The sequence below is a fragment of the Streptomyces sp. JH002 genome (genome assembly GCF_050916115.1).
In the GTDB taxonomy this organism is placed as follows: domain Bacteria; phylum Actinomycetota; class Actinomycetes; order Streptomycetales; family Streptomycetaceae; genus Streptomyces; species Streptomyces xiamenensis.
In genome coordinates this window covers 6,210,344-6,232,642 of the sequence record NZ_CP087989.1, presented here as the reverse complement: position 1 = coordinate 6,232,642, position 22,299 = coordinate 6,210,344, and the positions used below count along the sequence as shown (strand labels likewise).

Here is a 22,299-nt window from a genome sequence, read left to right as displayed (position 1 = left end):
TCGCTTCGCTTCACCGCAGGGCGGCGGCGGTGAGGGGGTGCATCGCGTGTCGGGCTGTGTAGTGGCTGGGATTTCTGGCTGCTGTCTGTGCCGTGGGGTTGATGGGTTGTCGGGTTTTGGTGGGGTTGGCCTCACTGTGTTGACGGGCTCCGCTGCGCTTCACCCGAACCTCTTCCTGTTTCGGGTCTGCACCTGTCATGGTCCGTGCCGGGGGGCGGTACATGGCGCGGTGGCTGGGCTTGTGGGGCGGGAGTCGGTCGCTGCCAGCTTCGGTGTGGGGCTTGTTGCGTGGAATGTGCATCATGCTTCCCTGCCGTGTAGGGTTTGGGGTATGGAGCTACTTGTGCCGATCATCATTCGTCGCACTGAATTTCTTTTCTCATTGCGCGCCATATTCCGAAGAAGGGGTTCTGTATTATGGTCATGAAGAAAAGTGATCTGCGCGCTCACCAGGTTGAGACTGTCGCCGCTATCGTGCGCGGTCTCGATGTCCCGCCCGGTGGGATTCCGGTCAACGGGTTGCGAGGTCAGGTGATTTCCGCGTGTGGAACCGGGAAGACCATCACGGCGGCTTTCGCTGCTCGCGAGATGCTTCCGAAAGGACGTATTCTCGTGCTGGTGCCGACCCTGGATCTTCTGACGCAGACGGCTCGGGAGTGGCGCCGCGTCGGACACAGGGGGCCGGCGGTCGCGGTGTGCTCGCTCCAGGACGACCCGGATCTGTGGAACATGCGAGTGCGCTCCACAACGAACCCCGTGCAGCTCGCGCTGTGGCACGGCGAAGGCCCGGTCACGATCTACGCCACTTACGCGTCGTTGGGCGTCCTCACAGAAGCCTTCGAAGGCGCCTACGGCCAGCAGTTGGCGCCGGTGGACCTGGCAGTGGTCGATGAGGCGCACCGCACCAGTGGGTCGATGGGCAAGGCCTGGGCCGCCATCCACGACCAGGCGAAGGTACCGGCGGCACGCCGGCTGTACCTGACAGCGACACCGCGGATCTGGCAGGAACGGGAGCAGCGCTGGGAGGTCGCGGAGGGGGTGCGGGATCCGCTGCCCAGGGAGATGGCGGCGTCCATGGACGACGAAGAGGTGTTCGGCCCCGTCCTGTACAAGCTCAGCCTGGCGTCAGCTGTCACGCGGGGTCTGCTGGCCCGGTATCAGGTCATCGTGCTCGAACTCCAGGACCCGGTGGTCACCCCCGGGCAGCTGATGGGCGAGGAGCGGAACGGCGAGGAGGTCCGCGGACAGCGCCTGGGAACTTTGCAGGCCGCCGTCCTGCACACCATGGCCCAGCACGGCCTGCAGACCTGTATCACCTTCCATCACCGGACCATAGAGGCCCAGGCATTCGCGGAGGGCCTGGGGGGCGTGGCGGCGAAGCTCCACGCGGACCAGCCCGAGACCTACCCCAGACAGATGTGGACCGACTGGCTGTGCGGGGAACACCTCCCCGAACACCGGCGGGAGGTCCTGGGCAGCTTCGGGACCACCGGCCGGCGGGCCGTGCTCTCCAACTGCCGCGTCCTGGGCGAGGGCGTCGACATCAGAGCAGTGGACAGTGTCGCGTTCATCGACTCCAAAGCCGCCCCCCACGACATCGTGCAAGCCATCGGACGCGCCCTGCGACAAAAACCGGGCCAGGGGAAAGTAGCGTCACTGATCGTTCCGGTATTCCTCGGGCCCGATGACAACCGTGAGGACATGTTCACCTCCGGCTCTTACCGGCCTTTGGTCAAGGTCCTTGAAGGGCTGCGGGCTCACGATGAAGAGGCCGTCGAATTGCTGGCTATTCCACAGGAGCCACAGAAAGACGTTGTGCAGCCCTCCCAATATATCGGCCCGGAACCCGGTGAAGGTGAGGAAGAAGCCCGTATTCTCCTTCGTTTCTCTTCTCCCCGTGATCCCGCGATGGTCGCCGACTGGGTCAGGTTCAACGTCATCGACACCGAACGCCAGGACTGGGCACGCGGCTGGGCGAAACTGAAGGCGTACGTCGAGCGGGTCGGCAACGCGAGAGTGCCGTACGAACACCGGGAGGGCGCACACCCGCTCGGGACGTGGGTCGCCGAACAGCGACGGGCGTTCGGGGCCGGGCAGATGACCAGCAAACGCGCGGCACGCCTCGAGGAACTCGGCATGGTCTGGTCGATCGCTGATGAACGGTTCCAGGAAAACCTCGCCGCAGCCCGCGTCTACTACGCCGAACACTGGACCCTGTGCGCGCCCCGCACCGCCACCGCCACCGCGCTCGACAAACCCATCGGACAGTGGCTAGCCAACCTCCGCCGCCCGGGGGCTCTCGCAGGCAAGCCGGAATGGGAAGCCGCACTGCTTGAGATCGATGAGGACTGGAACCCGACCTGGCCGGCCGAATGGCAGCGGCACTTCGCCGCGCTGCGCGAACTCGTACGCGAAGAACAAGGGCCGGTAGAAGTCCCACCAGGAGTCACCGTCCACGGCATGGACATCGGCAAATGGCTCGCCAAGCAGCGCAAACCCAGCACCTGGACAGCCCTGACCGAGAAGCAGCGCCAACGCCTGACCGCCATCGGCATCACCCCGCCCGCCCCAGAGCCGAAAGCACCCGCCAAGCCCGCTGTAGCACCCCAGGGCCCCTTCGAACGAGGCGTAGCCGCCCTGGCGCAGTACAAGGCCCGCGAGGGCACGGTGACCGTCCCAAGGGGCCATGTGGAGCGGCTGGAGGACGGGGGCGAGATCCGTCTCGGCGTATGGATCACCAATCAGAAGACCCGTCGCGCGAAGCTGACCACCGACAGGCTCCAGACACTGGCCGACCTCGGACTCAAATGGGCAGCGAAGGAAGAAGCAGCGGCGTGACGGCCGGGGGCGCAGAGAGGAACAGCGGATACCGGAAGCCATACAACGGCACAAGCACAACACCCCCTCAGCGAAGACGGAAAAGGTGGCGTCTGAGGAAGAGCTGTTCGCGTCCGCCGACGCTCTGTTGGACAAGGAACCGCAGGTGCAGCAGGTGCGGGCGCGGACCGAGGCAGCGGAAACCAAGCTGGGAACCGAGTTGAGCGCCCGCCCCCAGCCCGCCCAGGACCACTACGAGCAAGCCCTGCGCGAGAGCGACACGGCCATCCTCACCAGGATCTGCCCGGACAAACACGGCCGCTGAAGACGGACCTGCGTCCTGGACAACGGGCACGAGGCCTCGATGGAAGAACCCCACTGGGGCCCCAACAGCGAAGACCAGCCGACCGCCTGGGTGAGCAACACACCCAACGACCGGTAAGTACACCAGATCCCGGCCGCGAGCCCCAGAAGCCCGCCGCCGTCGACTCCAACACCCCGACCCGAGAAGGAAACAAGCCATGAACAGCAACCACACCACCAGGCCGAACCCGGCGCTCAGCCGCCACCCAGTGCACCAGGTGACGCAGCACCAGACCTCAAGCATCAACACCCAGCCGAAGGCACCCACCCTCCACCAGACGCGAGGAACGACGGGTGATCGCCGTCGCCTCATCTTCAACGGCACCATCGTCGAAACCGGCACCGACTCCTACCGTCTCGCCAGTGCCAGGGCCGGGTCGAGGAGCCCACCAAGGCCGGCTAACGAGGAATGGACGCAGCATCCACCGCTGGCTGCTGGCCGAGCTTTGCCGCCACCCGGTCGCGGAGAAGCTCATACTCCTCGCGCGGCCGTACGAACGTCGGCGGCCGGGGAATGATCACCCCCTCGGTGACGATTACGTCCGCCCCGAACTGCTCTCGGGTGAGATCGATGTCGACCCCCACGCCCAGGCGGTTCCACCAGTGATAATCGGTGCGCTCGCCGTTCTCCCGCACCTCGCCACGGACCAGTTCGCCTCCCAGCAGGTCGTTGAGCACCAGAGTGGTGACAAGGCACTGCCATCGGGCCGGATTCTCCGGGCTCCACTGAGCGCGAGTCTCCGACGGACAGGTATCGGCACCCCAACTGCTGCGGACAGCACGTTCGATATCAATCAAGAGCAGCGGTGTCATGCCCGTCATCCTCACATCGGCCACTGACACCGCTGAGGGGCTGGTGCTGCGGGGCCCGATGGGAAGCCGGGTCGTCAGGGCGGTGGAGAAAGGGCGTGGGTGTCCAGGACGTCGTCACCACGGTGCCGCACCTGTCGGGCAGGCTGCCGGTACTGGTCGACAGGGGCCGGTTCGCGGCGGCGTGGGTGAGCATCGCGTAGGCCGGGTGCCGGGCTCCGAGGATCGTGTTGGTCGGGCAGCGCAGCCGGCCGCGGTCCGTCCCAACTGCCTACCGTCACAGCCACGTCTCGGGAGCAGAACGATCAGACCCGTGATCTCAACTCGGCACATTGTCTGGTTTGACGGTGGGGGTGCGGAGGAAGTCGGCGAACTTGCCCAGCACGTCGGGGGGTGACCGGCCGCTCTGGGGCCGGGGCGTCCTCCTCGATGGCGGTGTGGTCGGGCATGAGGTCGGCGAGGGCGGTACGGATCGCGCCGCGACGGACGCCGTGGTCACGGGCGGCTGCCGGCATGCTGAGTGCTTCCATGTGGCCTGGCCATCGGCGCCTTTCGGCTCGCCCGTTCACACGGGCATCGCCGCCGCATCCGCGATGGCAACCGTCCGGTGATCACACTCGGCATGTGGTAGGCCAGGTCATGACCTGAATAACGCGGCTCTGCCGGGCAGAGCACCAGGTCGGGCCCCCGCCCGGCTTCCCCGTGGGCGCCAAGGCCCGCGGGGAAGCGGGGGGCTGTGGTACGACCGTGGTCAGGGCGCGGCGATGTCGATGGACTTGTGTTTGAGAGCGTTGGCCATCACGGTCCTCATCACGCGCGCGGTGACCGGGTTGCCGGTCAGTTTCTGAGTGATGCGGCCCAGGGCTATGTCGCGTCGGGTCTGAGGGACGAACATCTGCAGGCCGACGGTGAGTGCCGACTTCTGTTCGGTGGTGATGAAGGGCCGCAGCCGCTGTTCCCACTCGCGCAGCGCCCTGGGGAGCTGGCCGGGGTTGCGTTGCAGGACGGTGCCGAGGAGATCGGCGCCGGCCATGCCGGTGGAGGCGCCCATGCCGGAGTAGAGGGTCATGCACCAGGCGGCGTCCCCGACCAGGACGACGCGGGCGGTGTGCCAGGTGGGCATGATGATTTGGTGGGTGGAGTCGAAGAGGAAGTCATCGGCGTCCTCGAACTGCTGGAAAAGGTGCTCGAGAACGGGGCCGGTGGGTTCGGGGCCGAAGGCACGGCGCAGGGACTCGGCGGGCGGGCGGCGGAACTGGGCGTCCTCGTCATGGGTGCGGTAACTGACCAGCAGCCCCGGTTGGTGGTTGGCGAAGGGGAAGACCCACGCGGAGCGGCCCGGTTCGGAGAAGGTGAGGCCGTCCTGCTGCCGCAGGCCGGGGACCTGCTCCTTCAAGAAGGCTGCGGCGATGATGTGGTTCATCGGTTTCATGTACTGCGTGTCCGGCCCGAAGACCAGGCGGCGGACGGTTGAGCGCAGCCCGTCGGCTCCCACCACGAGGTCGAAGCGTTCCGTGGTCTCGGTGGTGTTCCCTTCCGTGGTGGTGCGCAGCGTGACGTTGACTGCGTCGGCGTGCTCTTCGAGGGCCACCGGAGTCGTGCCGTAGCGGATCTCGGTGCGGGGGGCGACCGTGTCGTGGAAGGCGGCCTCGATGTCGCCCCTGAGGATCACGCGAGGGCTGCCGGGTACGTCCTCGAAGTCCGGATTGGGCCGGCGGCTGCCTTTGCGGTCGATGTCGTACCTCAGGGTGGTGGGGTCGTCCCGGTGGCCGATGGCGTCGAGGACGTCCATCCGCTGCGCGGTGGCAAGGCCGGTCCCGAACAGTGCGATGAAGTAGCCGGCGGCGCGGCGCCCGGCGGCACGCTCGACGATCACGGGCTCCCAGCCGATCTCGTGCAGGCGCATGGCCGTGGCCAGGCCGCTGATACCCATGCCCACGATCAGGGCACGTGACTTGTTCATGTGAGTGGTTTCCTTCTTCCCTGCCTGGCGGTGAAGCCGCCAACCGTGGTCGTGGTGTCGGCAGGCAACCGGGGTCAGTGGGTGGCCGGCGTATCGTTCTCGGAGGTTTTGAGGCTTTTGAGGAGGTGCCAGGCAAGCGTGGCCGCGGCCAGGAGCAGGAGCGCGCCGACGCCGGCGGCCGTGGCGAGTCCGGAGGTGAACGCGTCCTGGGCTGCTGTCAGCAGTTCCTGTCCCTGGGCGGAGGGGAGTTGCTCGGAGGCCTGGACGGCGCCGGCCAGGGAGTCGTGGGCGGTGGCGGAGAGGTCGTCCGGGGTTCCGGCGGGGACCTGGAAGCGCTGGTAGATGCCCATCACGACGGAGCCGAGGGTGGCGATGCCCAGCGCCATGCCGAGTTCGTACCCGGTCTCGGAGATCGAGGCCGCGGCGCCCGCTTCCTCCTTGCGGACGCTGGAGAGGACGATGTCGTTGGCAGTGGTGAACGCCATCGCCATGCCGACACCGGTCAGCAGCAGGCAGGCCGCGATCACCGGATAGGGCGTCCGGGGGGTCAGCAGGACCAGCGGGGCCAGCGCCACTCCCATGATCGCGAGCCCGGCGGTGAGGACGGAGCGTGAGGAGGTACGCGCGACGAGGTAGCCGGCGAGCAGGCTGACGGCGATGGCACCGATGGTGGAGGGCAGTCCGGCCATGCCGGCCTTGAGCGGGTTGTAGCCCTGGACGAGCTGGAAGTACTGCGAGATGAAGTAGATCAGGCCGGCCATGCCGAGGACGGAGAGCATGTTCGCGCCGATCACACCGGAGAAGGCCCGGTTGCGGAACAGGTCGATGTCGATGAGCGGCCTGGGCAGTCGCTGCTGGCGGCGGACGAACAGCCACAGCGCGGTGATGCCCAACGCGGCCGCGATCGCCACGCTGAGGTGGAATCCGTTGGCCGCGGCCTCCTTCACGGTGTAGACCACGCCGATCATGCCGATCATGGACAGGCCGACACTGGGCAGGTCCCACGGCCCCGGGTCGGGGTTCTTGGCCTCGGGCAGGAGCGCGGCTCCGGCCGGGATGAGCAGCAGGACCACGGGGATGTTGAGGAGGAAGACCGAGCCCCACCAGAAGTGCTCCAGCAGGACGCCGCCGACGAGGGGGCCCAGGGCGCCGCCGCCGGCGGTGGCCGCGGTCCAGATGCCGATCGCGGTGCGGCGCTGGAGCGGGTCGGGGAACAGGGCCCGGATCAGGGAGAGGGTGGAGGGCATCAGGGTCGCCCCCGCCACGCCGAGCAGGGCGCGGGCGACGATGAGCATCTCGGCGGTGGGGGCGTAGGCGGCCAGGAGTGAGGCGGCGCCGAAGAATCCCGCGCCGATCAGCAGTAGTTTCTTGCGGCCGACGCGGTCGCCCAGGGTGCCCATGCTCACCAGCAGGCCGGCCAGGACGAAGGAGTACACGTCGCCGATCCACAGCATCTGCGTGGAGGTGGCGCCCAGGTCCTGGCTGATGAAGGGGATGGCCATCGCCAGGACGGTGCCGTCGATGACGATCAGCAGGACGGTCAGGACCAGGACGCCGAAGCCGAGCCAGCGCCGCAGGGTGGTTATGGAGGTGTGGTCGGAAGTGGTGGTCATCTACGTGTCCTGCGCGTCCTGGTCGTTGTTGCGGGCTCCGGAGAGCACCATCTGGGTCACCATGCGGATGAAGTCACGCTGGGCGCAGCGGCCGCTCTGCACGGCCCATGCCGCGCCTGCGACGAGGCTGTAGAAGGCTTCGGTGAGCCAGGTCGCGGTGAGGCCGAGGGTGAATTCGCCGGACCGCTGTCCTCGCTCGAAGAGCGCCCGGATCGTGGCGTCGACCTCGTCCCAGACCGGGTGGACGTGCGGGACGTCGTCCTGGCTGAAGCTGTAGAGCAGCGCTAGGAAGGGGGCGCTGTCTTCGACGGCGATCACCAGGCGGCGCACCGCGCTGGTGCCGCTGCCCTCGGTGGTGCGGGCGCCGGTGACCGCGTCGAGGAGTTTCTGTGCGGCCATGTCGGACAGGGCCTGCAGCAGTTCAGTGCGGCCGGCGAAGTGCCGGTGGAGGGTGGCCCGGCTGACCCCCATCGCCTTGGCAATCTCGGGGATGGTGGCGTTCGGCCGCCTGCCCAAGAAATCGGCCGCTGCGAGCAGCATGGCTTCCCGTTCATTCGTCATGAGATGAACCTACCTCAGGTGAGACGATATTGTCTCACTCGAAACGTGTGAGACGCATCCCCCGGACAAGGGCGCTGCCGCGCCCGGAAGGGAGCAAACACGGACAGGACGAAGCTCCCGCTGGACGTCAAAGCGGGGGCGGTGGGCCTGGCCGCCGCCGTCTGCCTGGACACGGCCGGCACACGGGCCACCGTCCAGGCGACGATGAGGCCGACCGCGCGGCGCAGGTGGAGGCACGCGCGCACCGCGAGAGTGGACAGGACCGGATGCGGGCAGAGCGGGTCTCCAGACCCAGCGGTCGGGCGCGGCACGACCAGTTCCCGACGGAGTGATCCTCAGCGTCCTCAGCAATGGGTTCCGGACGGCCTCAGACAGCCGAAGCCTGTCAGCTCGGCCCGTTGATCGGGATCGCGATCACAGTCGTGTCGCCGCTGAACAGGGCCACAGGAATGTTGTTCTCGAAGTCGATGTCGATGCCGTCGGCGGTGGCCGTCGCGGCCGTGCCGGCAAGAACGGCGGCAGCCAGCGCGCCAGCGGCCAAAGCGGACCGGGCACGCATTCGGCACCTCTTCCACTTCCAGGACCCCATCTCATGAGGCCCCCGTCCACCGGACCCAATACGCCAGCAGGCACCCGTTCGCGGAAGATCCCCCGATCGCCCCGAACAGCCATCCACACCACCAACAGAGAAAATGCCGGGCGTCATGGTCAGCGGCATCCGAACAGAGCACGGCAACCGGCCCCTTGCCCAGACCCAAGAAGTGCCACCGGCTGGTCCAGGGCCTGGCGCGCAGTGCCACCGGCGCAGCCGTCACGAACAGCAACTGCCCTGCAAGCAGCGACAGCGGCCCCACGGGCGGCGTCCCGGCGCCGCCCCCGTGACATCGCAGGAGCGGGGATGATGGCCTGCTCGCACACCCCCTGATGCCGGGCCCCCAGGCTGCTGGACGTGACGTACCCCGGGCCCCGGAAGGGCACGCCGCACAGCGGCCACGACCGGACACCGCTCAACCGCGGCACCGCGGAGCGGGCCGTGCCAGGGCTTGACCAGGCTGGTCAACCACAGGTCAGCACCACTCCCCCACCACTCAGCCCAAGACCGGACCCGCCCAGGACGACGGGAAAGCAGCCCCGGGGCACCCCAACGGCAAACCCCGGAAACGCAGCACGACAGCATCCTTGAACACAAGACCTGGGGAAGACGGGCACAACAGCCAGCCAGGAACAGCACGACGGCCGGCACGGAGGAGGCAGGAGCAAGGAACCCTCCCCCAGCAGCCAGCCGCGGACGGGTTGGCCGGGACGGGACAAGCGGCCCAGGGCGCAGCAGCAGCTGACGGCGGGCGGTGCTGGGGTCATACAACCGCGAGATGAGCCCGGAGGCACAACCGCCGCTTCTCGCCTGCCCCGGCCCGGCCGCGGGCAGACGAGACACCGGCCGGTGAGGCTCAGCGGGTCCGGTAGCGCGCGTAGATCATTCCGCTGCTGAAGGCACGCTCCTCGACCAGTTCGAGATCAAGGCGAACTCCGTCCGGGAAGAAACGCTTGCCGCCACCGACCACGCTCGTGGTGATGAACAAGTGGTACTCGTCCACCAGGCCCGCCGCGATCGCCTGGGCCGCGAGGGTCGGGCCATCGACGATGAGGTCGTGATCGGACCCGGCCTTGAGCTTGCGCACCGCGTCCGGGTCGAAGGTCCCCTCGATCCTGGTCCTCACACTGGACACCGATTCCAGGACGTGACGAACCTCGGGGCCCGGAGTGGTTCCCGGCACGGCGGCAGCGACCGGGCACCGCTTCATCGCGGCCCCTGGGGCGCCCCAGCGATTGGCTTGACCACGGCACCACCGACACGGCGGTTGTCAAAGTGATCCTTTCCGACCTCACACTGGGCTGCTGGGCGGACCGGACCTCGCCCAGAACGCTTCCTGGACGGGGTGCGCTGCCTTTTGGGCGGCGTCATGACCAGCAGCAGCCCGCCGGGCGGTCGGACCGCATCACCGCGGGGCCGCCGCGCATTGTGATCGCCGAGGACATCGTCGGATTCGTTCCAGGTAAGGGTTGGGCGCGCGGGCGGGACCGCCGTGCGCCTCATCGGCGCAGGGCGGGGCGAACGGGCCGTTTGGCGTGTGGGCGATGACGGTGCGGAACTCGGAACCCTCGGGTGAGGGCTCCAGGCCCCGCGGTTTCGGGCTGGGCGCACCGGACGAGGGGCCTAATACGTTCCCGAGGGAAGTGTCACGACCATGGCGCTGTTTTCGGACTCGTTCGTCCATGCGGCGGAGACATCGCCTTCTTTGACCTTCACCTTCACCTTCGCCATGACGTTGTTGGTAATGATGCCGATGCGGGTGCCGGCCAGAGCGAGCAGTACGACATCCTCCTGCACGTCCGACCAGCCGGCGGAGAGGCCACCCTCCTTGACCTTCGCCGTGCCCCGTTCGGTCAGCACGCCGATGCGGGAACCCGCGAGCACCAGTTGCTGAACGCTGTCGGCGACGGAGGTCCAGCCGGCGGAGAGACCGCCCTCCTTGACCAGCGCCGTCTTCGTGACGGTCAGCACGCCGATCCGGGAGCCCGCCAGTACCAGACGGTAGGCGCTGTCGTGCACCGTGGTCCAGCCCGCGGAAAGATCACCCTCCTTGACCAGCGCTGTGCCAGTGTTGCTGACGACGCCGATCCGCGCACCGCCGAGGGCCAGCCAGCCGATGCCGTTGTACTCGTCGGTCCAGCTGGCGGAGAGGCTCCCTTCTTTGACCCTCGCCGTGCCCTCGCTGGTGACGACGCCAATGCGGGAGCCGGAAAGCACCAGCTGATCAACGTTGTCGTGCACGCTGGTCCAGCCTGCGGAGAGACCTCCTTCCTTGACCTTCGCGGTGCGTTCCCTGGTGACGACGCCGATGCGAGTGCCATCGAGGACCAGTTGGGAAACGTTGTCGTGCACGCTGGTCCAGCCCGCGGAGAGGTCGCCTTCCTTGACCTTCGCGGTACCTTCGCTGGTGATGATGCCGATGCGGGTGCTTACGGAGGACATGGCCTTCCTCTCGATGGGGGGTGGCACGTGTGCGTGACAGTCACGCATCGCCAATGCAAAGGGTATCCATAAAGTCACTTATCGTAGCGAGCGGCGCTGGCGGTGGATCCGAATGTCACCGTGACCGGTTTCGCGGAACACCGCACCGGCACCATCGGGTAGGGCCAGCCGGGCTTGGCCGGGGGCTCGCTCCGCCCGGTGGGCAGCGGGCCAGGACCGGCTGGCCCAATGGAACCGAAGGTCGACGCACACCCCCGAGCCCGGCAGCGCTTCAGCGGCCCGGTGGTCGAAACGTTCCCCATCACCCGGGACACGGTGGTCTGGATGCCCACGCGCTCCGGATCGGGCCGGGCGGCCGGTAACGCTGTGCGTGGCGGTGTTCGCCCTCGGCGGCGGACTCCCGGGGCTTCCTGCACGAGCACGGGGCCTTCGGGGATGCACCAGTGGCGTCCGGCGACCTGGCTGACGGCGACCTGCGCCTCAGGGGGGCGACTGCCCGGTCGTCGTGGACCTTCGTACCGCTCGCGCTGCCGATGATGCCCGCCTCGGGGTCGAAGGTGACTCCCACGGGGACCAGACGGAGGTTGCCGTCCCGGCGGTGGGTTGCCCGGAAGCAGACTCGTCGCCCCCGCCCGGAGTCGTCCTCTTGCGCAGTGCGCGCGCACCTCGGTCGTCGCAGTGTTCCTTCGTTGAGCTGTACACCCATACTCCGCGAGCCCACCGGGCGTCGGCACCCTGCCCCCGGTCTTGCACACGCCCGTCGGTTGCTTGAGACGCGGTGCTCTCACGGAGCGGGCGGTGGATGTGCCGAGTGCGGCGACTCCGACCGGAACCGCTATGGCCGGGTGTTCCGCTCGGCGGCGTCGAACGCGGGGGCAAGAGGGCCAGGGCCGTGCGCAGGTGACCGGACGGCGAGCCTGAGGGGATGCGCACCGCTGCAGCCGTGGCCTCTCAGCGGTCTTCGCGGCGCTGGCCGGCCGAAGCCAGGATTCCAGTCACGATGCGCACCGCCGCGGCCGCGCTCGCGGCCGGCACGCGAGCCGTGGGGACGCCAGTGTCAGGCAGGCGTTCGGTGATGACCGTGGTGAGAGGAGACTCGAGGTCGGCGGTGGTCGCAGGAACGCCTCGCGCGGTGCGGGCCCATTGATGATCAACAGCAGCACCCCGTGTGCGCGATCACTGCTTCCGTCACGGCGTTCGGCCAGACGCACGCCCGTGGGCCGGGCTGCGACCCGTGCCGCGATGTGCGCCTCCCGGTCAGCGGTGACGGCGGAGACGATCGCCTGCTCGCGGCTGGCGACGTCGTCGTTGTAGGTGCGCGGCGCACCCAGACCGCCTCGGAAGTGTCCTCGACCCGCACATGGTCCGGCCCCCGCTCCACGGCCAGGCGCAGAGCACCCACAGCGTTCCAGTCCGTTGGAGCACCCCAATCCCCGTGCCCGTACTGGAAGTCCGCCGCCCCTTGCGGGCGCGCGCGCTGACCAGCGGCGCACATCTCGGGGGTGACCGGTAGCTGTTCAGCAGCGGCCACCCGCCCTGGCCAACACGCAGGAACGGGGCAGCCGTTTCGCGAAGTTGCGGTGCTGGGTGAGAGCGATCATCGGCGCGTGCCGTGACCAGGGTTGGCCGCAGGCTGTGCGGACGGTTACTAACGAGGTATGCCAGCGCGGGCCGGTGGGCCTGCCGGCCCGCGCTGTGTAGGGCGATGCCTCAGCTGCCGCAGGCGCAGCCCGCAGCCGTCTGCATGGCTTCTGCCCCGGGCTGGTCGGCGCAGCAGGCGTCACCGCCTTCGTGTGCGGGACTCTTGCCCATGTGGTTGGCGTCGGCCTTGACTACGTAGACCTCCCACGGCTCCATGCCGGGTCCGTGGACCCAGACCTTGTCCTGGAGGGCGTAGCAGCAGGAGGTGTCGTTCTCCTCGAACGTGGCGAGCCCGGCCTCCTTGAGACGATCGGTCGCCGCCGTGACCGTGGCGGTGGATTCGACCTCGATGCCGAGGTGGTCGAGGCGGGTGTCCTGTCCGGGCTCGCCTTCGATGAGGACGAGCTTCAGCGGGGGCTCGGTGAGAGCGAAGTTGGCGTAGCCGGGTCGGCGCTTGGCGGGCTCGACGCCGAACAGCTTGGAGTAGAAGGTCACCGAGGCTTCGAGGTCAGCGACGTTGAGCGCGAGTTGCACACGGGACATGGCGGTCCTCCGCGGACTGTTGATTCGATGTCTGTCGATGCAACCTTGCGCCTTGAATCGAAAAACGTCAACATAGAGGTATGTCTAAACAAGAGCTTGTGGTGCTCGGCCAAGACGGCGTCGAAGGATGCTGCCCAGCGCTGCTGACAGCTCCGTTGGATGAGGAGCAGGCCGCCGATTTGGCGAAGGTGTTCAAGGCGCTCGGTGACCCGGTGCGGCTGCGTCTGCTGTCGATGATCGCTTCCCGGGCGGGCGGGGAGGTCTGTGTCTGCGACCTCACTCCGGCCTTTGACCTGTCGCAGCCGACGATCTCCCATCACCTGAAGCTGTTGAAGCAGGCCGGCCTCATCGACTCCGAGCGGCGCGGGACCTGGGTGTACTACCGCCTGTTGCCGCAGATGACCGACCGCCTCGCCACGATCCTCACCCGTCCCACCGGACAGCCGCTGCCCGCAGCCACGTCGGCCGGGGCCACCTCGTGAAGGCGGAGCCCGCCACTGCGGCAGCGCCGGTCGCCGGGCAGCTGTCGTTCCTCGACCGGTTCCTGGCCGTGTGGATTCTGCTCGCGATGGCGGCCGGGCTCGGCCTGGGCCGTTTCGTACCCGGCCTCGGGGACATGCTGGCCGCGATCACCGTCACGGGCGTCTCCTTGCCAATCGCCCTGGGCCTGCTCGTGATGATGTATCCCGTTCTGGCCAAGGTCCGCTACGACCGCCTCGATACCGTCACCCGCGACCGCCCGCTCCTCATGATGTCCCTGGTCCTGAACTGGATCGTCGGCCCGGCTCTGATGTTCGCGCTCGCCTGGATCTTCCTGCCGGATCTGCCCGAGTACCGCACCGGCCTGATCATCGTCGGGCTCGCCCGCTGCATCGCCATGGTCATCATCTGGAACGACCTTGCCTGCGGCCACCGCGAGGCCGCTGCCGTCCTGGTCGCCGTCAACTCGCTGTTCCAGGTGATGGCCTTCGCGGCGCTGGGCTGGTTCTACCTGTCCGTCCTGCCGGGCTGGCTCGATCTGGAGCAGACCGCACTGGACGTATCCGTGTGGGAGATCGCCCGCTCCGTGCTGATCTTCCTCGGCATCCCGCTACTGGCCGGGTTCCTCACCCGCCGCCTCGGCGAGAAGGCCAGGGGCCGCATCTGGTACGAGACGAAGCTGATCCCCCGGATCGCACCTTTCGCCCTGTACGGGCTACTGTTCACCATCGTCGTGCTCTTCGCTCTCCAAGGTGACGCGATCACCTCCAAGCCGTTCGACGTCGCCCGGATCGCGCTGCCCCTGCTGGTCTACTTCGCCGTCATGTGGGCCGGGTCCATGGCCGCCGGCCGGGCCGTCGGGCTGGACTACCCGAAGACGACGACTCTGGCGTTCACCGCCGCCGGCAACAACTTCGAACTGGCCATCGCCGTCGCCATCGCCACCTTCGGCGCGACCTCCGGCCAGGCCCTCGCCGGAGTCGTCGGCCCCCTCATCGAAGTGCCGGTCCTGATCGGCCTCGTCCACGTCGCCCTGGCGGCACGCCGCTTCTTCCCCCGGCCCCCATCCGCCGCCGGCCCGGCGGCTTCTCCGGAAAGCCCTGCCCGTGTCTGAATCCAAGCCGTCCGTGCTGTTCGTGTGCGTCCACAACGCCGGCCGCTCGCAGATGGCCGCCGCCTTCCTGACCCACCTCTCACAAGGACGCGTCGAGGTCCGCTCCGCCGGATCCGCACCCGCGGCCTGCGTGAACCCGGCCGCCGTTGCGGCCATGGCGGAAGTGGGAATCGATCTCTCCAGCGAGACCCCGAAGGTGCTCACCACCGACGCCGTACAGGCATCCGATGTGGTGATCACCATGGGGTGCGGAGACACCTGCCCCGTGTTCCCCGGCAAGAAGTACCTCGACTGGGCACTCGAAGACCCCGCCGGCCAGGGGATCGAGGCCATCAGGCCGATCCGTGACCAGATCGAGCGACACGTCCGCAGTCTGCTCACCGAGCTCCGGCCCCACTGAAACGTCGATGGCACCCACTCCAAGTTCGTTGGCACAGGTGTCCCGTCTCACCGAAGGTTGAGCAATCTCATGGACGATTGAGCGAGGGGGTCCGTCCTGGCGGAGCGCGGACGTCAAGCGATCGGAAACATGGGGGGTCCTCACCGGATCATGGCGAGTAGCTCATCGATCACCGGCTCCTCACCGCCGCTACCGAGGTGGGCGACGGCCGCGAACGGGGCGATCACCTGGCTCCAGGCATGGAGCCGGTCGCCATCGAGCCCGCACGCCGTCGCCACGCGCGCGCAGCGGGTCTCGACACCCTCCGACCCGGCGCCGGCCACGACGTAGTCCACAGCGTCGAAGCACGGATCACCCACACATGCCTTGGGATCGATGGCCATCAGACCGCGCTCCGCGCCACCGTCGAGCACGTTGCCCAGGTGCAGGTCCCCGTGGAGCAACACGGTGGTCGCTTCCGTGTCCAGCAGCCGCTCGCACCGCTGGATGGCCCTGTCCCACGCAGTGACATCGATACGTGCACTGATCGCCGGCTCGGACAGCCGTCTGCCGACCCGGGCGAAGGCCTCCTCGCACCGCTCGCGCAGCATACGCGTCGGCGGGGGCGGCGGCGCGACCCCGTGCAGCGCGGCGAGGAGAGCCGACCACTGTCCCGGAAGCGAAGCAGCCGGCAGGTCCTCCGCAGGCGTCCCGGGCACGATCTCCTCCAGCACCATTGCACCCGCGTCCTCGTCGACGGCCAGTACCGAGGGCACCCGCCCCGAAGCGGCGAACCACGCCAACATGCAGGCCTGTTCACCCAGAAGGGCACGATCTGGACTGAGTTTCAGCACCGCAGGCGTGCCGTCGGGCCACTGACACCGCAACGCGACCGACGAACCACCGTCGGGGAGGGAGTCACCGAGCGAAAGTCCCCAACGGGACGTCAGCCGCACAACGGTTTCCGGGAGGTCAGAACACCATCCGGCAACCTGTGGACCGAATCGACGCACCAAGCGCGTGGTCACGCTGTCCGTATCCACCAACAGTCCTTTCACCCGAGCCCAGTCTGTCGCTCGCGCCGGGCCTCGATGTGTGTGTCGTTCAGGAGGGCGTCGATGAGCGGGGTGGGGCCGGCCACTTTGGTGGCCCAGAGGTCGTAGTCCGTGCACAGGACCCAGGACCGGCTTCGGGCCCAGAGGTTGGAGGGGGTCCAGCCGTCTTCATCCGGGTGGTCGTACAGCGCCTTGGCGTCCGAGAGGGTGCCCGCCCTTACGTGCAGGGCGTCGAACTCCTTGGCCCCGTGCAGGAGCGGGGTGTAGTAGGCCAGGCAGCTGGTCCTGGCGCCCTGCGGGCTGTGCTGGGTGAGGATGTCGACCAGGCGGTTCCAGTCGGCGCGGTCCAGGCTTCCCTCCGACGGTCCGGCGATGCCGACCGGCCAGCCGTTCGGCTTCCGGAGCGAGGGGAAGGAACGGTAGCAGGGAAGCTGGCCCTCGAGTGCCACAGGATCACCGGTCCGCTGCGAGAGCTCGGCCCAGCGCAGTCGGCGCCAACGGGGGCCGGGGTGCTCGCCCGGGGTCCCGCCGATGACGTCCGCGGGGTCGAGGCCGGGGATGATCTCGGTCCCGCCGCCGTTGCGCACGGCTCGTCGGTAGGCGACGTAGGACATGTCGGTGGGCCCGAGTTCGTGTTCGTACATGGAGTGGAGCACCCAGGCGGCGTCGGGCAGTGCCGGCGGCATGAAGCCGGTGAGCCCGTCATCGCCGGCCAGACCCCGCAACCAACCAATCTCCTCAGCCGCAGCCTCACCCGCGGTCAGCGGCCACCGAGCGGCCGCAAGAGCAGCTGATGTCTCCTTCACCCGTTCAGGATCTCACCCGCCTCCGCGGTGAGCGCCGGCCCGGGCCTCCCACCGCCACCGTCAAAGGCGTCATGAATTGGTCACCATCGTGCGCGCAGCACACCTTCGCTGTCGGGCAGGACGGCTTGGAACAGTGGGCTGTTCATCGGGGCAGAGGGGCAGGGCAGTGGCTGCTCGTGCGTCGGCGATCAGGGCAGCGAGCTCCTGGTACTGGGTCTCATCGGCGACCACGTTTCTGATCGATCCATCCTTCGTCTCCCGGACGAACTCAACGTGCCATTCGGACGGCAGTTCGGTCAGGACCGCGCCGACATCGGGCCCGCAGATCGGGCCAGACGCTCAACAACGCGCGCGGGCCGAGATCGGCGCTTCTGCGGTAGCCGACGAGCACCTCGTCGCCACCGGATCTCGCCACTGGCTCGATGAGTACCCGGTCGACGGCGATACCTGGCCCATGGTCGGCGACACGGCGCACGATGTCGCGGGCCCGATGGCTTGCGGCTCGTGCTCCACGAGAGCACCCGCTGACTCGGCGATCTGCGCCCGGGGACGTACCCCGTGCCGTGGATGCAACCCGACTCCTGGCCCTGCGCCCGACAGCACAGTGCGATGTGTGAGGGGGACACCACCGGAACCGTGGATGCGATCCGCTCGACGCCCATACAGGCCATTCACGCGAAGCGCCCCACCGTACGGTGGGGCGCTTCGTCCTATCGGGATGGTTCAGCAAACTGCGTCGCCGCCGCATCGTGCCGCCATGTGTTTGAAGGCAGCGGTGGTACCGGCTCCGACGACACCGTCGATGGACGGAGCACCAGCAGCCGAAGCAGCTGTCATCCAGGGGCAGGCGGCGGACTCGCCCCTTTTCCTTACTCCTGAATGCTGTTCTCTTCGCACCATCACCGTGGCGGCGCTTCGATCATTGGTCCGATCCGTAGCGGGCGTTGACGTGCTGCGAGCGGGGCCCCGCACCTCGGGGTCGCCGCCCTCACGGGAATTCCTTTGGCTCGCCGGCGAGTTTGGCGGCGATGCGGCCGAGGACCGCGAGCTCTTGGGCGTCGAGCTGGTCGACGAAGTGGCGGCGCACCGATGCGACATGAGTGGGAGCGGCTTGCCGGAGAGTATCCAGTCCCCTCTCGGTGAGAACGAGGAGGCAGCCCCTGCCGTCAGCCGGGTCCGGTGCACGGCGGAGGAGTCCACGTGTCTCCATGCGGGTGGCGTGGCGGGACAAACGGCTTCGGGACCACTCCATCTTCGCGGCTTGCTCACGCAGGGTGCTCGTGCCGTCGGTGCGCTCGGACAGGGTGCTGAGCACCTCGTAGTCGGGTTCGGACAGCCCGAGTTCGGCCAGGTCCTGTGCGGTGCGGGCCTGCACGGCCGTCACCATACGCCGGTATGCCCTCCAGGCGCGCTCCTCTTCTGCACCGAGCCAGCGGGTAGCAGCGTCCGACGCTCTCGTTGACATGTAATCAACTTACCAGCTAGCTTCATTTCCATGTCAACGAAAACACTGCGCGTTCTCGTACTGACCTGCAGTACTCGTCCCGGCGCGCTCGGCCCGGCAGTCGGCACATGGCTGACCGAGACGCTCGCATCGAGCGCCCTCACGCTGGATGTGGCGCTGGCGCCGCTGGCCCTCGGCGATATGCAGCTGCCCTTCCTGGACGAGGAGGAGCACCCCTCGACCGGCGTCTACCACCGCGCACACACGCGCCGGTGGAGCGCGATCGTCGATGAGGCCGACGGCTTCATCGTCGTGACGCCGGAGTACAACTACGGGATGCCCGCGACCCTGAAGAACGCACTCGATTATCTTGGTCCCGAGTGGGCCTGGAAGCCGGTCGGGTTCGTCAGCTATGGCAACACCTCGGCGGGCACCCGAGCGGTCCAGCACGCCAAGCAGGTGATGACGACCCTTCGCCTCGTCCCCCTGGGCTCGACCGTCGCGATCCGGATCGCGGACGCGACGCGAGAGGGCCGCTTCCACCCCGGGGCGCCCTTCGCCGACGCCGCCGAGGGGCTGCTTGCGGAACTGGTGCCGGTCGCTCACGCCCTGACCCCGCTTCGCGAGCGCGGGCGCGCGAGCGCGGTGGCAGGACCCGTCGCCGGCTCGTACGCACGGCGCCTCACCCCGGACGACGCGCCGCAGGTAACGGTGCTGCAGCGCTGCTGCTGGGCCGAGGAGGCGGTTGCCAACAGCACCCTCGCGATACCAGCCCTGCACGAGTCGCCCCACCAGGTGCGCGCATGGCTGGCCGACTGGCATGCAACGGGCCTGTGGCAGGACGGGCGGCTTCTCGGGATGGTACGGACGCGTCGCAGCGGCGCCGACCTGAACGTGGGGCGGCTCGCCGTCGTCCCCGACCTGCGCGGACTCGGTATGGGCCGATGGCTGCTCCGCCTGGCAGAGTCAGCCGGGCAGGACTGCCGGCGTATCGTCCTGTCCACCGGCGCCGCCAGCAGCCGGAACATCACCCTCTACGAGAGTCAGGGATATGCTCCGCTTCCCGGAGCAGCGGACGACGGCGTGGTCCACCTCGCCAAAACTGTCCGTGCCTGAGCGCTACCGGTCCGTACCCCGCCCGGCTTCAACTCCCGTCTCGAACATGCTGAAGAGCTTGCTCACATGTGGATGGGCACGGAGGAACTCCTCCAGTGTGCGCGGGCGCCGACCGGTCAGTTCCTGTACGTCCTCGGTCAGATCTGCGAGGCCGCCGGCCGCCATGTCTGCCCACAGAGCCAGCAGCTCCGCGACGAAACGTTCCGGCAGCCCGTTGGCCCGCAGCCCGGCGGCGGCCTGTGCGGGCGGGATGTCGTGGTAGGTGATACCGAGCCGCTCGGCGATCTCGCCATGGGTCAGCGCCTCGGGACCGGTGAGTACATAAGTCCGGCCCGCGCCCACCTCCCCGGTCAGCGGTACGGCGGCGGACGCGGCGATGTCGTACGCGTCGATGTAGGCCACCCGCCCCGCTCCGTACGGTCCGGCGATCCGGCCTTCGGCGGCCATCCCGCCGTCCCCGGTCACCATGTTCTGCAGGAAAGCGCTCGGCTGGAGGATCGTCCACTCCAAGCCCGATGCCTTCAGATGGCGCTCGATCTCCCAGTGCGCCCCAACCGAGAGCCCGGCGCCCTCGGCCGGGCGCAGCACAGAGATCTTGACCACCCGGCGGATCCCGGCCGCCCGGGCCACGTCGATGGCATCGTTCTGCTGCCGGATCATCGGCTGCGGCCCCTCGCCCTCCGCCAGCGGGATGGCTCCGGCACTGTTGAGGAGCAGCCGGTCCGCCCCGGCGAAGGCTGCCGCGAGGGTTTCGGGGCGGTCGAAGTCCCCCACGACATACGGGCAGCCGAGCGCCTCGCCTCTGGCCTCATCACGTACCAGCGCGCGGAAGGGGACCTCCGCCTCATCCAGCCGCCGTACCAGCTCCCGCCCGATGGAGCCGGTGGCCCCGGTCACCACTATCACGCACGATCACCCGTCCTTGTCCTCGGCCCTCTCGATTAACCTGAGAAGATCTCGAATTCTGCCTTCGATAGCTTAACCTGAGAGACTCTCAACTTATGCGTGCCGACGCCCGCCGCAACTACGAACGCCTGCTGACCGAGGCCGAAAACGCCTTCCTCGAACACGGTGTCCAAGCCCCCCTCGACACCATCGCCCGCCGCGCCGGAGTCGCCATCGGCACCCTCTACGGCCATTTCCCCACCCGCCGCGCCCTGCTGAAGGCGCTGCTGCACGACCGGCAGGCGGCGCTTCTCAGGCTCGGCGACGAACTCACCGAGGCACCTGATCCCGGCGTTGCCCTGACCGCCTGGATCCGTGCCGCCACCGAGTACAGCGCCACCTACCTGGGGCTCGCCGAGCAGTCCCTGGACAGCCTGACGGACACGACTTCCGAACTCCATGCAGGCTGCACCCACAACGCCGCCACCGGCGCCACCCTGGTCACCCGCGCCCAGCAAGCGGGAACAGTGCGCCCCGACGTGACCCCCGAGGATGTCTTCGCCCTGATCAGCGCCGCCGCCTGGCTGCACGGCCGGGTGCCACGCGAGCAAGCCGACCGCCTTCTCGCCGTCTCCCTCGCCGGACTCGCCCCTCGGGCACAGGACCGTAGGTGACCAGATCACCGGGGAAGGAGCCAGGACACCTGGCACCACCGGTGCGCGTGCAATCACCCGAAGCCGCGACGGTGTCAGCTGTCCCTCAGGTCTGCCGACGCAGCAGGTTCAGATCGGAGCCCCAGGAGTTCAGGAGTTGGTGGTGTCCGGACTGGCGGCCTGCCGCTTCGATTTCGGTGAACAGTGCGCGCTGCGTGTCCGGATCGCCGTCGGCGATGATGCGCCGGAGGGTGTTCAGCAGGTGGTCAACCTCCCACTGCGGTCCGCTCAACGGGTACCGCTCCAGCTCCCACCGGAGGTACTTGTTGTAGGGCCTCACGCGCTGATGCAGGGCGAAGATCACCTCCAGCGCGAACGGCGCGCTCTCGGCGGCATCGAGGTGACTCATGGCGGCGCGGCCGTCACGGTGGCTCTTCAGTGATCGGAAGGTCTGGTTGATGTAGGCATCGAGGTATCCATTGGCCGCATTCCACGCTTCCCCGGGCTCCAGCCTCCGCTTCCGGTCGAGGATCTGGGCGATCGTCCCGTCGAGCCGGTCGAGCAGCACACGCGCGTGCACGTAGGCATACCGGTGCCAGCCTTGCGGATCGCCGGGCAGCCCGCGCATCCGGAAGTCCGCGAGGGGCATGACCACGATGTCGAGGTGCTCGGAGCAGAAACCGTCGAGCTCACGTACTGCGGAGTGACCCTGATCCTGTGTGATGACATGAATGTCGTAGTCGGAGTGCCCCGTCGTCATGCCGTCGTGTGCCTGGGATCCGCTGAGGACCAGCCCGACAACGGCGGGATCCGCCTCGGCCCGGGACACGAAGGCAGCCACCGTCGCCTCGGACGTGGCGCCGCGAGACGGAGGGGCGGAGGAAGCGGGCGTGATGTCGTTCACCGTGATGATCTCCATGCAGAAACGTGCACAGCCAACAGCTGTGGGGAACTGACGGTTTCGCGTATGTGACGGCTCAGGGAGCGCCACCGGGGAGATCACTTCACAGCGCTGACTGTAC

At 68.2% G+C, this 22,299-nt stretch carries 19 protein-coding genes and 2 pseudogenes; 8 read left to right on the top strand and 13 right to left on the bottom strand.

Going from position 1 to position 22,299, the window contains the following annotated elements; genetic code table 11:
* The first annotated feature begins 423 nt into the window (after positions 1–423).
* From H7827_RS28620 to H7827_RS28610, 3 genes and pseudogenes are all read left to right on the top strand, one after another.
* Positions 424–2,838, top strand: a complete 2,415-nt coding sequence (locus tag H7827_RS28620; protein ID WP_432748078.1) for a Helicase associated domain protein — start codon at positions 424–426, stop codon at positions 2,836–2,838.
* Between the two features lie 85 nt (positions 2,839–2,923).
* Positions 2,924–3,142 carry a hypothetical protein gene (locus H7827_RS28615; protein ID WP_432747905.1) on the top strand — a complete coding sequence of 73 codons (219 nt, stop codon included), beginning with the start codon at positions 2,924–2,926 and terminating at the stop codon, positions 3,140–3,142.
* 343 nt (positions 3,143–3,485) lie between these two features.
* Positions 3,486–3,554 (top strand): annotated as a pseudogene (locus H7827_RS28610) (ATPase); the annotation flags it as partial.
* A 25-nt stretch (positions 3,555–3,579) separates the two neighbouring features.
* Here H7827_RS28610 and H7827_RS28605 read toward each other — a convergent pair.
* The 8 genes and pseudogenes from H7827_RS28605 to H7827_RS28570 all read right to left on the bottom strand — a co-directional run bounded on the left by H7827_RS28605 (position 3,580) and on the right by H7827_RS28570 (position 13,345).
* Positions 3,580–3,993 (bottom strand): YunG family protein, encoded by a 414-nt coding sequence (locus tag H7827_RS28605; RefSeq protein ID WP_432747904.1) that lies wholly within the window; start codon positions 3,991–3,993, stop codon positions 3,580–3,582.
* A gap of 748 nt (positions 3,994–4,741) precedes the next feature.
* Positions 4,742–5,953 (bottom strand): FAD-dependent monooxygenase, encoded by a 1,212-nt coding sequence (locus H7827_RS28600; RefSeq protein WP_432747903.1) that lies wholly within the window; start codon positions 5,951–5,953, stop codon positions 4,742–4,744.
* A 74-nt stretch (positions 5,954–6,027) separates the two neighbouring features.
* Positions 6,028–7,566, bottom strand: coding sequence for an MFS transporter (locus H7827_RS28595; RefSeq protein ID WP_432747902.1), 1,539 nt, complete (start codon positions 7,564–7,566; stop codon positions 6,028–6,030).
* Positions 7,567–8,127 carry a TetR/AcrR family transcriptional regulator gene (locus H7827_RS28590; RefSeq protein ID WP_432747901.1) on the bottom strand — a complete coding sequence of 187 codons (561 nt, stop codon included), beginning with the start codon at positions 8,125–8,127 and terminating at the stop codon, positions 7,567–7,569.
* 385 nt (positions 8,128–8,512) lie between these two features.
* A complete protein-coding gene (locus H7827_RS28585) occupies positions 8,513–8,686 on the bottom strand; it encodes a hypothetical protein (protein WP_432747900.1) in 174 nt (57 codons plus the stop codon).
* Between the two features lie 889 nt (positions 8,687–9,575).
* Positions 9,576–9,863 (bottom strand): annotated as a pseudogene (locus tag H7827_RS28580) (dihydrofolate reductase family protein); the annotation flags it as partial.
* Between the two features lie 479 nt (positions 9,864–10,342).
* Positions 10,343–11,161: a peptidase S1 gene (locus tag H7827_RS28575; RefSeq protein ID WP_432747899.1), complete on the bottom strand. Its 819-nt coding sequence runs from the start codon at positions 11,159–11,161 to the stop codon at positions 10,343–10,345.
* A 1,710-nt stretch (positions 11,162–12,871) separates the two neighbouring features.
* Positions 12,872–13,345, bottom strand: coding sequence for an ArsI/CadI family heavy metal resistance metalloenzyme (locus H7827_RS28570; RefSeq protein WP_432747898.1), 474 nt, complete (start codon positions 13,343–13,345; stop codon positions 12,872–12,874).
* 80 nt (positions 13,346–13,425) lie between these two features.
* On the opposite strand from H7827_RS28570, the gene H7827_RS28565 reads away from it, so the two are divergent.
* The 3 genes from H7827_RS28565 to H7827_RS28555 are packed head-to-tail and all read left to right on the top strand — an operon-like array spanning position 13,426 to position 15,339.
* On the top strand, positions 13,426–13,827 hold the full coding sequence (locus tag H7827_RS28565) for an ArsR/SmtB family transcription factor (RefSeq protein WP_386539605.1): 402 nt from the start codon (positions 13,426–13,428) through the stop codon (positions 13,825–13,827).
* Positions 13,824–14,939, top strand: coding sequence for an ACR3 family arsenite efflux transporter (gene arsB, locus H7827_RS28560; protein WP_432747897.1), 1,116 nt, complete (start codon positions 13,824–13,826; stop codon positions 14,937–14,939). The genes H7827_RS28565 and arsB overlap by 4 nt, the downstream gene beginning before the upstream one ends.
* Positions 14,932–15,339, top strand: a complete 408-nt coding sequence (locus tag H7827_RS28555; protein ID WP_432747896.1) for an arsenate reductase ArsC — start codon at positions 14,932–14,934, stop codon at positions 15,337–15,339. The genes arsB and H7827_RS28555 overlap by 8 nt, the downstream gene beginning before the upstream one ends.
* A gap of 140 nt (positions 15,340–15,479) precedes the next feature.
* Here the strand turns inward: H7827_RS28555 and H7827_RS28550 are convergent, their stop codons facing one another.
* From H7827_RS28550 to H7827_RS28540, 3 genes are all read right to left on the bottom strand, one after another.
* A complete protein-coding gene (locus H7827_RS28550; protein ID WP_432747895.1) occupies positions 15,480–16,361 on the bottom strand; it encodes an aminoglycoside phosphotransferase family protein in 882 nt (293 codons plus the stop codon).
* 11 nt (positions 16,362–16,372) lie between these two features.
* Complete coding sequence (locus tag H7827_RS28545) at positions 16,373–17,098, bottom strand: hypothetical protein (protein ID WP_432747894.1); 726 nt, start codon at positions 17,096–17,098, stop codon at positions 16,373–16,375.
* A 1,069-nt stretch (positions 17,099–18,167) separates the two neighbouring features.
* Entirely contained in the window at positions 18,168–18,644 is a 477-nt protein-coding gene (locus H7827_RS28540; protein ID WP_432747893.1) for a MarR family winged helix-turn-helix transcriptional regulator, read from the bottom strand.
* A gap of 30 nt (positions 18,645–18,674) precedes the next feature.
* On the opposite strand from H7827_RS28540, the gene H7827_RS28535 reads away from it, so the two are divergent.
* Positions 18,675–19,739 carry a GNAT family N-acetyltransferase gene (locus H7827_RS28535; RefSeq protein ID WP_432747892.1) on the top strand — a complete coding sequence of 355 codons (1,065 nt, stop codon included), beginning with the start codon at positions 18,675–18,677 and terminating at the stop codon, positions 19,737–19,739.
* Between the two features lie 3 nt (positions 19,740–19,742).
* Here the strand turns inward: H7827_RS28535 and H7827_RS28530 are convergent, their stop codons facing one another.
* The gene (locus H7827_RS28530) at positions 19,743–20,645 is read right to left on the bottom strand and encodes an SDR family oxidoreductase (RefSeq protein ID WP_432747891.1); all 903 of its coding nucleotides are present in this window, start codon (positions 20,643–20,645) and stop codon (positions 19,743–19,745) included.
* Between the two features lie 95 nt (positions 20,646–20,740).
* On the opposite strand from H7827_RS28530, the gene H7827_RS28525 reads away from it, so the two are divergent.
* Entirely contained in the window at positions 20,741–21,298 is a 558-nt protein-coding gene (locus H7827_RS28525) for a TetR/AcrR family transcriptional regulator (RefSeq protein WP_432747890.1), read from the top strand.
* Between the two features lie 85 nt (positions 21,299–21,383).
* Here the strand turns inward: H7827_RS28525 and H7827_RS28520 are convergent, their stop codons facing one another.
* On the bottom strand, positions 21,384–22,196 hold the full coding sequence (locus tag H7827_RS28520) for a hypothetical protein (protein WP_432747889.1): 813 nt from the start codon (positions 22,194–22,196) through the stop codon (positions 21,384–21,386).
* Positions 22,197–22,299: the final 103 nt, after the last annotated feature.